Origin of the sequence: Fictibacillus nanhaiensis (assembly GCF_036213205.1) — a bacterium.
Taxonomy (GTDB): Bacteria; Bacillota; Bacilli; order Bacillales; family Fictibacillaceae; genus Fictibacillus; species Fictibacillus nanhaiensis_E.
The window spans coordinates 1-11891 of record NZ_JARMFC010000018.1; the positions used below are offsets into that span (position 1 = coordinate 1).

Genomic DNA, 11891 nt, shown 5'->3' on the forward strand with positions numbered 1-11891 from the left:
TTCAAAGAACTGTGTGTTTCATGCGCCGTTTTGTTTTGGCGACTTTAATAATATATCACGCTGAAGCACTAGAGTCAATAGCTTTTTAAAACTTTTTCAAAAACATTTCATTGTGAAACATTTTATCGTGCTAACAGTTTATATTGTGCTGTTTCTGAGACAGCTTGATTAGTTTACCACGGTTACCAACCCGTGGCAATACCTAAATTTTAAAAGCTTCTATCCTAAGATAAAAGCTCTTCTATAAAGAGGTCGTTTCGGTTTTTAAGTGCGATGATATCACCGTTTGTTTCTAACTTGATCATGGGTCGTGTCGGTTGGCTTTCTTCTATAAACACGATTTCACCAATATCATAGTTTGTAAGTCTGACACGGCTTCCCACTGATAAGGTGGAAAGACCAGCTATCATAGCTTGCATAACTTGGTGATCGAATTTCCCAAACTGATCTTTCATCATCATCTCAAGAACTTTAAAAGGAGACTGCTTGCTTCGGTAAGGTCGTTCAGCAGTCATCGCTAAGTAAACATCAGCAACCGCTAGAACTTTACTAAATGGATGAAGCTTTTTTCCTTGAACTTTTAAAGGATAGCCTGATCCATCTGTTCGTTCGTGGTGTTGAAGAACACCGAGAAGAACACCTTCTTTAATAGAGGGAATCTTTTTCAGCATGTTGTACCCTTGAATCGTGTGTTTCTTCACTTCATCAAATTCAGCTGTCGTTAAAGACCCGCTCTTCTTTAGTAAAGTAGGCTGAACTTTTGCCATGCCGCAATCGGACAGCACGCCCGCTAGGCCGATCTGTATGCAGTCTCCGTTAGAGAAGTTTAACTTTTTGGCTAAAAACGTGCTTAGTATGCCTACTGCTATTGAATGATGATACATGTAATCAGTACTCGTAGCATAATGGTGCAGCAATAGGATCTCTTTTGGTACACTCGATCCTTTCTCTAATACGGGCAGAACACTTTGACGAACTTCAAGCATATCGACCGGACTGCCAGATTGCCAGTTTGTAAACAATTGTTTGTAACGTTTTACCGTTTGCATGTAGAGTGCTGGAAAAGAAAGCTCTTCTTTTTCAGGCATAGGGGTATGTATTTGTTCTTCAGATGTCGTTGTATCACTTCTATTATTCAATAAATCTTTTACTCGACGTGTTGTGTTCACACTAGAGGTTGTATCATTCAATACATCTACCTCTTCGATTTGAAAACGAGTAAGTACGCGCAAATGCTCAGCATTCAGTCTCGTGTTTTTATTTACGATCGGCTGATTAGTCATCGAGAAGACATCCTGAACCAGCAACTGCCCAGCCTTAGCTTGGCTCGTTTTTATCTTCATACAAAAAGCTCCTTTTATTTGGAAGGTCATAATTTTATTTTACATATAAAAAAGAGGAAAATGTAGATTCATTTTCCTCTTTTTAGAAATTATTCGTTATTCTCTTCGTTTGTATCTGTTTCTGGAGCTATTGTTTCTTCAGTAGGCGCTATACCTTCTTCACCTTCTGTGATGATCGGGTCACCGTTTTCATCAAGCAACTCATCCGTTTCTTCTTCACGTTCTACAACAGCTACTGTTGCTACGTGATTGGAATCGTTCATGCTCATCAACCTAACACCTTGAGTGTTTCTTCCCATTTGAGAGATGCCTGAGATGTTCATTCGAATGATGATTCCTTTTGCTGTAATGATCATGAGGTCTTCTTCATCCGTTACAGTCTTAAGAGTTACAACCGGCCCATTCTTTTCAGTGATGTTTACCGTTTTGATCCCTTTACCACCACGTGATTGAAGACGGTATTCACTCATAGGTGTACGTTTTCCGTATCCTCTGTCTGTAACGATCAATATATCTTGCGTCTCATCTAGGACTTCCATACCTACAACAGCATCGTCATCTCCGAGTGTGATCGCTTTAACACCGGTAGCTGTTCTACCCATTGATCTTACGTCTGTCTCTTGATAACGGATCGACATCCCTTGCTTCGTTCCTACGATGATATCTTTTGAACCATCTGTTAAACGAACGCCCATCAGTTCATCTTCTTCACGAAGGTTGATCGCGAAAAGACCACCTTTACGAATGTTGCTATAAGCTGATAACGGAGAACGTTTCGTGATTCCTTGCTTCGTCATAAAGTTAAGGTAAATCTCATCGCTTTCCATATCTTCTACAGGAATTACAGCAGAGATCGTTTCACCTTGCTCAATCTGCAACAAGTTGATGATTGGAATACCTTTCGCTGTTCTTCCGTATTCAGGAATCTCGTAGCCTTTAAGCCTATAAGCCTTCCCTTTATTCGTAAAGAACAGAATATAGTTGTGCGTATTTGTCGTAAACAACTGCTCTACAAAGTCATCCTCACTCGTGCCCATTCCTTGTATCCCTTTACCACCACGACGCTGTGAACGGTAAGTAGAGATAGGAAGACGCTTAATATAGCCTTTGTTCGTTAATGTAATAACAATATTCGAACGAGGAATCAGATCTTCGTCTTCTATACTATTAAATCCAACAGAGATAATCGTACGTCTAGGGTTGTCGTACTTTTCTTTGATCTCAATAAGCTCTGTACGAATAATCTCTAAGATTCTTTCTTCATCTGCAAGAATCGCTCTCAACTCTGCGATCAAAGCAACAAGATCTTTGTATTCGTTCTCGATCTTGTCTCTCTCTAAACCTGTTAGACGCTGCAAACGCATATCTAATATGGCTTGAGACTGCTCGTAGCTTAATTCGAACTTCTCCATTAAGCCTTCACGTGCAAGATCTGTTGTCCTTGAGGCACGGATAAGCGCAATCACTTCATCCAGGTGATCAAGCGCGATGCGCAATCCTTCTAGGATATGAGCTCTCGCTTCTGCTTTTTTAAGATCAAATTCCGTACGGCGACGGATGATAACTTGCTGATGCTTCAGGTAATGATATAAACATTCTTTGATGTTCAGAACTTTTGGATGTCCATCAACAAGTGCAAGCATATTGATACCAAAACTTGTTTGAAGAGCTGTCTGTTTATATAAATTATTTAAAATAACATTTGCATTCGCATCACGGCGTATCTCCATTACGATGCGCATACCGTTACGGTCAGACTCATCACGAAGATCTGTGATACCTTCGATTTTTTTATCACGAACGAGCTCCGCGATCTTTTCGATCAAACGAGCTTTGTTTACTTGATAAGGAAGTTCCGTTACGATGATCGCTTGCTTTCCGCTAGACATCTCTTCGATCTCCGCTTTTGCGCGGATAATGATAGAGCCTCTTCCAGTTGTATAAGCTTTGCGAATTCCTTCACGTCCTAGAATCTCACCTGCCGTTGGAAAGTCAGGGCCTGGGATAATTTCCATCAGCTCAGGAATCGTGATATCCGGATTTTCACTTACGGCTAAAATACCATCGATTACCTCACCTAATTGATGCGGCGGGATGTTTGTTGCCATACCAACTGCGATTCCTGCAGCACCGTTAACGAGCAAGTTCGGGAAACGGGCAGGTAATACAACCGGTTCTTGTTCAGATCCATCATAGTTGTCTTTGTAACCAATCGTGTCTTTGTTAATGTCTCGTACCATTTCCATGGCGATCTTAGACATACGCGCTTCTGTGTAACGCATCGCTGCCGCTGCATCCCCGTCGACAGAACCAAAGTTACCATGACCATCAATCAGCATGTGGCGGAAGTTGAAATCCTGTGCCATACGAACCATCGTGTCGTATACAGCTGAGTCACCGTGAGGATGGTACTTACCGATTACTTCACCAACGATACGAGCAGACTTTTTGTACGCTTTATCAGCTGTCATGCCAAGGTCGTTCATCGCATAAAGAATACGTCTGTGAACAGGCTTTAATCCGTCACGCACATCTGGCAAAGCTCGGCTGACAATAACACTCATGGCATAATCCATGAATGATGCTTTCATTTCCGTACTAATATTAATTTCTTTAATCCGGGAACGTTCCATTTCAGACATTCATTTTACCTCCATAACCTCTTTAGAACAGGTTTTTAAAGCCCCCTAATTCGGCGCTTAAACGCACCGAAACTGGACCTTGTCCAGCTTCAGTATCTTTTATGTTTAGCCTTTGCGGCATTAACCGCTGCAGCGTTTATATGAAATCTTTATTCTTTGATGTAGCTTATCTCTTGCATACATGCGTGCCGCACTTAAATATCTAAGTTCGTCACATATTGTGCGTTTTCTTGAATAAAGTCACGGCGCGGTTCAACTTTGTCGCCCATTAAGATATCGAACGTTTCATCAGCTGCCATCGCATCTTTCATTTCAACTTGCAGCAATGTACGTGTCTCTGGGTCCATCGTAGTTTCCCATAACTGAGATGGGTTCATCTCACCAAGACCTTTATAACGCTGAAGCTGCGGCTTAGGAACTTGCGGAAGTTCAGCCAGCAATTTTTCAAGCTCTTTATCGTTGTAGGCATATTCTATACGCTTACCTTGCTGAATTTTATAAAGCGGCGGCTGTGCGATATAGACATAACCGTGTTCAATGATCGGACGCATATATCTGAAGAAGAACGTTAAAAGCAACGTACGGATATGTGCACCATCAACATCGGCATCTGTCATGATGATGATCTTATGATAACGAGCTTTCGTAATATCGAACTCATCACCGATTCCTGTACCTAAAGCTGTAATGATCGCACGAACCTCGTTATTGGAAAGAATCTTATCAAGTCGTGCTTTTTCAACGTTGATGATCTTACCGCGAAGTGGCAAGATCGCTTGGAAGTGGCGGTCACGTCCTTGCTTAGCCGATCCACCGGCAGAGTCACCCTCAACCACATAGATCTCAGAGATGCTTGCGTCTTTTGAAGAACAGTCTGCCAGTTTACCAGGCAACGACGATACTTCTAACGCGCTCTTACGTCGTGTTAGTTCACGTGCTTTTTTAGCAGCCACACGCGCACGCAGTGCCATCATCCCTTTTTCAACGATTGATTTTGCAACGACCGGATTCTCAAGCATAAAGGATGAAAACGTCTCTGAGAAAATGGATTCTGTAATCTGTCTAGCTTCAGAGTTTCCGAGCTTCGTTTTCGTTTGACCTTCGAACTGAGGATCAGGGTGTTTAATCGAAATGATCGCTGTTAAACCTTCACGCACATCTTCACCTGTTAAGTTCGTATCGTTGTCTTTGAACAGATTATTCTTGCGGCCATAATCATTGATCACACGTGTTAGTGCTGTTTTAAACCCTGACTCGTGCGTACCGCCTTCATGTGTATTGATGTTGTTCGCAAACGAATAGATGTTGCTTGCGTAGCTGTCGTTGTATTGGAACGCGATCTCAACCGAGATACCGTCCTTTTCCCCTTCAACGAAGATCGGCTCTTCATGCAGCACTTCACGTGTACGGTTAATGTGCTCTACATAAGATTTAATCCCGCCTTCATAGTGGTATTCCTTTACAACTGGCTCTTCACCACGTTTGTCTTCAGCGATAATACGAAGACCTCTATTTAGGTAAGCCAATTCTCGAATACGGTTTGAAAGTGTAGGGAAATCATATTCTAATGTTTCAGTAAAAATTTCAGGGTCTGGTTTGAAGTGAGTACGAGTACCTGTCTTGTCCGTTTCGCCGATAATTTTTAGATCTGCAGTCGGCACGCCGCGTTCGTAAGACTGATAGTGCAGTTTTCCATCACGAGATACGGTTACTTCAAGCATCGTAGACAAGGCATTAACAACTGAGGCACCAACACCATGCAGTCCGCCTGATACTTTATAGCCTCCACCGCCAAACTTTCCTCCGGCATGGAGAACCGTCATGATAACTTCTAGTGCGGGTCTTCCCATTTTTTCATGCATACCAACTGGGATACCACGTCCGTTATCTTCTACAGTGATGCTGTTATCTTCTTCAATCGTAATTCGAATCGTGTCACAATGACCTGCTAAAGCTTCATCGATCGAGTTATCGACGATTTCCCATACGAGATGGTGAAGACCACGTACGTTCGTAGCACCAATATACATCCCTGGACGTTTACGGACGGCTTCAAGACCTTCAAGTACCTGGATATTACTTTCATCATAATTTTGTTGTTGTTCTAACTGTTGTTCAGTCGTCAATTCGTTCACCTTCATTCCGGTTTAAAAACGCTTTATTTATAAAACCTTTATTTTATATTCCAGCCATTTTCAAGTTCGAGGCGATCAGAGGCTCTCTTTTTTAACGTAGAGGCAGAAAGAGGAGATAGATAGATCGTTTTATCTGTGATGATTACAGATTTTGCAGCATTTCCGCTTAAGTCGGTCAATGTCTGATTGTTCTCATGCTTTTTAAGAAACTCACTAGCTAATTCAGAAGCTTTTAATGCATTGATATCCAATATCGCCAGCACATCTTTTGAATGAATGACTTCTTCATCACCCAAATGCAAAAGCATTTTCCTCACCTCATTTCAAACGTTCTATAGAGCCTGCATGAACTTTGTAAGTTGCGGCTTTCTCGAGTGTTTCATGGTGTATCCCTTCCACACTAGTCGTTGTAACAAAGGTTTGTACTTTACCTTGAATCGTATTTAAAAGATGCGATTGTCTGAAATCGTCTAGTTCAGATAACACATCGTCCAACAATAGTATCGGATATTCTCCGACTTCTGAATGAATCAGATCAATTTCAGCGAGCTTTAAAGAAAGAGCAGTCGTTCTTTGTTGTCCTTGAGATCCGAATGTCTGCACGTCTTTTCCGTTCACTGAAAAAAGCAGATCGTCCCGATGAGGGCCAAATAAAGAAGTTCCCCGGTCAATCTCTTTTTCTTTTATTTTACCAAACTTCAGATGAAACGCTTCTATCATTTTCGACAAGTCGAGCTCATCACATACCTCTATAGTTGGTTTGTAATGAATTTTTAAAGTTTCCAGCCCTCTGGATATCCCGTGGTGGATCGGTTCTGCCCAACTTTGAAGCTTTTCCATGTATTTTAGTCGTTTCAACGTCACTCTGGCTGCTTTATCAATAAGCTGTTCGGTTAAGATCTCGAGCATCGTCATGTTCTCTTGACTCTTATTGCGATACATCTCTCTTAATAAAGAGTTTCGCTGAGATAAAATCTTTTGGTACACAGAAAGGTCATTTAGGTAAACTGCATTAACCTGTCCGATTTCCATGTCAATAAAACGACGACGCACCTGCGGACTGCCTTTTACAAGATTAAGATCCTCAGGTGCAAACATAACCACATTAAGATGTCCAACGTAATCGGTTAACCGGCGTTGTTCGATGCGGCTGATTTTCGCTTTTTTTCCTTTTTGTGAGATGACGAGACTTAAATCAAAAGAACTGTTTCTCTTTTTGATGCTACCCTCTATTTTAGCATATTCTTCGTCCCAAGATATCAACTCTTTATCTTTTGCCGTTCGATAGGATCTTGCCATGGCCAAAACATAGATGGATTCCATGACATTTGTTTTTCCTTGTGCATTCTCACCAAGAAAAACATTGACCTTATTTTCGAACTCTAGAGACTGTTCTTTATAGTTTCTATAATTTCTTAGCTGAAGCTTTTCAATATGCAAAGGGATACCCCCTATTCCGTTGTTACCTTGAACTCTCCTACTTCTGGAATGGACACGACATCACCCGCATATAGTTTCTTACCTCGGCGTGTTTCATGTTCTCCGTTCACAAGAACTTCATGTTCTGCTAAATACCATTTTACCATTCCTCCCGATTGGATGACATCGGTAGTTTTCAACAGTTGTTGAAGGGTGATGAATTCGGTGTTGATCTTAACGTTTTCCATTTTTAAAAAACCTCCTGGTTGTTGCTTTGTTGTCTCAGTTGTCTCAATGGTGTTATTGAAAGGTTGATCTACGTTCCAGGTTGCTCGCTTTCCGGGGGGCGTGCGGTGAGCCTCTTAGTGCTTTGCACTATTAAGAGTCTCACCTGTCCCGCTGATCCCCCCAGGAGTCTCGCACCTTGCACTCCGATCAATACTCAATGATGTAAATATACAAAGATTTAAAAATATAAAATCCACAATCTGTTAGGGAAAATCATCTCGCTCTTACTAGTTTCTCCAAAAAACGATGGACTTAGAAAGAAAAGAAAGCCACCGGTGATTCCGGCAGCTTTATATTTTAGTAAGTTCTTACAGGCAAGATTAATTGGCGGATCGAATCGTCTGACACGGGTTGGATAAGAAATGGTCTCATCGCTCCTGTGAACAGGATGCTGATCTCTGTGCAATCCATAACTTTTAGAGCTTCCATCACATATTTTGCGTTGAATGAGATCTTTAGCTCTTCTCCTTCAATCTCCTCTGCGATCATGTGTTCAAATACTTTACCGATCTCTGGAGAATTTGAAGAAAGTTCGATTGTTTGATTATCGAGTGTTGCAAGTTTGACGACATTGTTTCTTCCTTCTCTCGCTAATAAAGAAGCACGGTCGATCGCTTGTAAGAATTCCTTCGTCTTCAATACGAAAGTTGTTTTGCTCTCTGAAGGAATCAATTTTGAGGTATCCGGATAGTTACCATCTAATAATCTTGAGAACAATAAGATGTTTTTTGCTTTGAACAAGATCTGATTGTTCGTTACAACGATTTGAACTTTTTCAGCGTTCTCATCAAGAATCTTTGAAAGTTCGTTCAAACTCTTTCCAGGAATAACTACGTTCTGAAATGAAAGCTCTTCACTTTGAGAATCGATTGGCATTTTTCGTTCAGCCAAGCGATGACTATCTGTTGCAATACAGTTTAGAACACCGTCAGTTAACGTCCAGTTAACACCTGTTAGGATAGGGCGTGTTTCTGAGGCGGACACCGCAAAGACAGTTTGGCGAATCATTGCTTTCAGTAGATCACTTTGGATCTCAAAGACTAAGTTCTCTTCGATCTGCGGTAATCTAGGGTATTCTTCAGGATCTAATCCTAAAAGGCTAAATTCAGAAGCGCCTGAGCGAAGAGTCGTTTCAAAACGCTCACCTACTTCGATCTCAACAGAATCATTCGGAAGTTTTTTAACGATCTCTGAAAAATAACGAGCTGGAAGTACTACACTTCCTTCTTGTTTTACTTCGATATGTACAAGATCTCCTTCTTCAACCGGTATCAGTCGTTCAATTGAAATATCAGAATCACTACCAGTCAGATGAACTCCGTCATACGTTACTTCCATTTTGATTCCCGTTAGAATCGGAATTGTTGTTCTAGAAGATACAGCTTTCATTACATCTTGAACAGCTTCAATCAACTGGTTTAACTGAATCTTAACTTTCATTATTTTGCCCCCCTGATATTTATTAAAATCTTTTAAAAAATAGTAGTAATAGTAATAGGCGCTGTGAATGTGTGGATAACTATAAAAAACAAAGATAGCACAGCCTATCCACATGTGGACAGACTGTGTATAAAGTAACTGCAGTTATTCACAGTATCCAGTGCGTTTATTTAATTAGATTTCAGCTGATCATGAATTTCTTGCACTTTTCTTTGCAAAACATGATCCGTAATCAGCATAGTTGAAATCTTTTCATGAGCGTGAAGAACCGTTGTATGGTCGCGACCTCCAAATTCCTCACCAATCTTAGGTAAAGAATTATCCGTTAGTTCACGAGAGAGATACATCGCGATCTGTCTAGGAAAAGCTACAGATTTTGTTCGTTTTTTTGCTGTGAAATCTTCTAGTTTAACATTGTAATGCTTGCCAACAACTTCTTGTATATGATGAATGGTTAGTGTTCTTGGCTTTGCAGAAGGAATAATGTCGCGAAGCGCTTCTGCTGCTAAATCTGCATTCATATCTTGGTTTATGAGAGAAGAATAAGCAACAACACGAATAAGTGCTCCCTCTAATTCTCTAATGTTGGTATCAATTTGATTAGCTATATAAAGCATTACTTCGTTTGGAATATCAAGGCCTTCTGCTTTCGCCTTTTTACGAAGGATCGCGATACGCGTTTCTAAGTCAGGAGGTGTGATATCCGTAATGAGTCCCCATTCAAAGCGGGAACGAAGTCTGTCTTCTAATGTCGGAATCTCTTTTGGAGGTCGATCACTAGATATGACAATCTGCTTACTTTCTTCATGAAGTGCATTAAACGTATGGAAAAATTCCTCTTGTGTTTGTTCTTTTCCTGCAAGGAACTGAATATCATCTATTAAAAGCACGTCCACGCTGCGAAATTTGTTGCGAAACTCAACCGTTTTATTGTCACGGATCGAGTTAATGAACTCGTTCGTAAATTTTTCTGACGACAAGTATACAACCTTCGCTCCAGGATTATGTTCTAGTACATAATGGCCGATCGCATGCATTAAGTGTGTTTTTCCTAATCCAACGCCACCATATATAAACAGCGGGTTATAAGCCTTTGCTGGTGCTTCAGCAACAGCAAGTGATGCGGCATGAGCAAAACGGTTTCCAGAACCGATAACGAATCGGTCGAACGTATATTTTGGATTCAACATACTTTGAGAAACTTCTTCGTGAGGCTCATTTGCTGCTTTTGGGGCTTTTTTCATGGAAAGTTCCAGATCTAAGTCTAGTTCTGTCTGATTTTGTGGAATGATGAACTTTACGTCAAGTGCTGCTCCTGTTACGTCCAAGAGCGTCTCCGAAATGATACCTGCATATCTGGATTCCAGCCAGTCACGGGCAAACTCATTTGGCGCAGTAATTACGAGCGTATCATTTTGTAAAGCATGAGCCGTTGTTGATTTTAACCAAGTCTCAAAGCTAGGCTTACTGACTTTCGTTTCGATCGCAGCAAGTGCTTTGGACCATAGGTCGTTTATGTTTTCCAACCAATTTACCCCCCTTATCTCTTTCGAATCATCCTATTTCAGTAGTCATTTCCCTGTTGTATAAGAATTGTACACCCAGTGAATACCTATGAATAAAAATAAAAAGTCCACACCTTATGTGAATGATAATTAATATAGTAGATAATAGGATTATGAACAGTTAATCTATGTCTGTGGACAACCTTTATAACAGCTTTTGAAACCTGTCCACAAGTTTATCCACAAGCTGTGAATAACTTAATTAGTAGTGCACGTTGTTAACGAGTTAAAACACAACTAGCATATCAAAAATAATCAGGCTTGGCAACGAGTTATTGTTACTTATCCACAACGCCCATACCTTGTGTAGAAAAGTTGTCCACAACACTAGATTTTGTGTAAAACGTGTCGATAATTGGTGTGGATAATGAAAACCATGTCGAAAAAGATGTCCACAGGTTAGGTCATGAAGAAGATTTTGGTGAAGCTTGTAGAAGGATCATATGGAGCTATTTTGTTGTCCTGCGATAATAGGGATGCTGAGGTGGATCGTCAGCTCTGCAAACTTTGGTTTGATTTTAAAAGAGTGTTTTGTTTTTATTTACTTCGTTGGTTTGTTGATTGGAGTGGAAGGTGCGAGACTCCTGCGGGACAAGCGGTCAGGTGAGACCCTTAACGGCGCAAAGCGGCAAGGGGCTCACCGCCTGCCCCGCGGAAAGCGAGCAGCCTGGAATGGAAATCAACTACTTTCAAGAACTTCACTAGCATTTCGAAGCTGAAATCATCACTTTCAAAGGCAAAAAACTTGCAAAAATGTACAAACTTAAAATCCAGCTTGACAAATTTATGGGTCAGTCATTATACTTTATTAGACTGTCTTTTATAAGAGATATCCTCAGGGAGGTGTAATATACATGAAACCTACATTTCAACCAAACAACCGTAAGCGTAAGAAGGTACATGGTTTCCGTGCACGTATGGCTACTAAGAACGGTCGTAAAGTTCTAGCTCGCCGTCGTCAAAAGGGAAGAAAAGTGTTATCCGCATAGGCCACTGACATCAGTGGTCTTTTTTTACTTTTATAGAGAGAATTTGCTCACTCCAAGTCAGTATTTTCTG

General features: G+C 40.9%; 9 protein-coding genes. 1 reads left to right on the top strand and 8 read right to left on the bottom strand.

Annotated elements, in window-relative coordinates:
• Positions 1 to 224 precede the first annotated feature (224 nt).
• The 8 genes from P4V41_RS16020 to dnaA form a co-directional block, all read right to left on the bottom strand.
• Entirely contained in the window at positions 225 to 1343 is a 1119-nt protein-coding gene (locus P4V41_RS16020) for an HD-GYP domain-containing protein (protein ID WP_328086125.1), read from the bottom strand.
• Between the two features lie 89 nt (positions 1344 to 1432).
• The gene (gene gyrA, locus P4V41_RS16025; RefSeq protein WP_328086126.1) at positions 1433 to 3985 is read right to left on the bottom strand and encodes a DNA gyrase subunit A; all 2553 of its coding nucleotides are present in this window, start codon (positions 3983 to 3985) and stop codon (positions 1433 to 1435) included.
• Positions 3986 to 4179: 194 nt separating this feature from the next.
• A complete protein-coding gene (gene gyrB / locus P4V41_RS16030) occupies positions 4180 to 6126 on the bottom strand; it encodes a DNA topoisomerase (ATP-hydrolyzing) subunit B (protein WP_328086127.1) in 1947 nt (648 codons plus the stop codon).
• A gap of 32 nt (positions 6127 to 6158) precedes the next feature.
• A complete protein-coding gene (gene remB / locus P4V41_RS16035; RefSeq protein WP_328086129.1) occupies positions 6159 to 6428 on the bottom strand; it encodes an extracellular matrix regulator RemB in 270 nt (89 codons plus the stop codon).
• A gap of 10 nt (positions 6429 to 6438) precedes the next feature.
• Positions 6439 to 7560, bottom strand: a complete 1122-nt coding sequence (gene recF / locus P4V41_RS16040; protein ID WP_328086130.1) for a DNA replication/repair protein RecF — start codon at positions 7558 to 7560, stop codon at positions 6439 to 6441.
• Between the two features lie 11 nt (positions 7561 to 7571).
• Complete coding sequence (gene yaaA / locus P4V41_RS16045) at positions 7572 to 7787, bottom strand: S4 domain-containing protein YaaA (RefSeq protein WP_066399568.1); 216 nt, start codon at positions 7785 to 7787, stop codon at positions 7572 to 7574.
• A gap of 337 nt (positions 7788 to 8124) precedes the next feature.
• Positions 8125 to 9267 carry a DNA polymerase III subunit beta gene (gene dnaN / locus P4V41_RS16050; RefSeq protein ID WP_328086131.1) on the bottom strand — a complete coding sequence of 381 codons (1143 nt, stop codon included), beginning with the start codon at positions 9265 to 9267 and terminating at the stop codon, positions 8125 to 8127.
• Between the two features lie 170 nt (positions 9268 to 9437).
• Positions 9438 to 10793 (bottom strand): chromosomal replication initiator protein DnaA, encoded by a 1356-nt coding sequence (gene dnaA, locus P4V41_RS16055; protein WP_066399562.1) that lies wholly within the window; start codon positions 10791 to 10793, stop codon positions 9438 to 9440.
• 893 nt (positions 10794 to 11686) lie between these two features.
• On the opposite strand from dnaA, the gene rpmH reads away from it, so the two are divergent.
• A complete protein-coding gene (gene rpmH / locus P4V41_RS16060; protein WP_007201576.1) occupies positions 11687 to 11821 on the top strand; it encodes a 50S ribosomal protein L34 in 135 nt (44 codons plus the stop codon).
• Positions 11822 to 11891 lie beyond the last annotated feature (70 nt).

Bases quoted from the DNA above. Each gene is read 5' to 3' on its own strand.
- P4V41_RS16020 (WP_328086125.1), bottom strand. From the start codon at position 1,343: ATGAAGATAAAAACGAGCCAAGCTAAGGCTGGGCAGTTGCTGGTTCAG.
- gyrA (WP_328086126.1), bottom strand. From the start codon at position 3,985: ATGTCTGAAATGGAACGTTCCCGGATTAAAGAAATTAATATTAGTACG.
- gyrB (WP_328086127.1), bottom strand. From the start codon at position 6,126: ATGAAGGTGAACGAATTGACGACTGAACAACAGTTAGAACAACAACAA.
- remB (WP_328086129.1), bottom strand. From the start codon at position 6,428: ATGCTTTTGCATTTGGGTGATGAAGAAGTCATTCATTCAAAAGATGTG.
- yaaA (WP_066399568.1), bottom strand. From the start codon at position 7,787: ATGGAAAACGTTAAGATCAACACCGAATTCATCACCCTTCAACAACTG.
- dnaN (WP_328086131.1), bottom strand. From the start codon at position 9,267: ATGAAAGTTAAGATTCAGTTAAACCAGTTGATTGAAGCTGTTCAAGAT.
- rpmH (WP_007201576.1), top strand. From the start codon at position 11,687: ATGAAACCTACATTTCAACCAAACAACCGTAAGCGTAAGAAGGTACAT.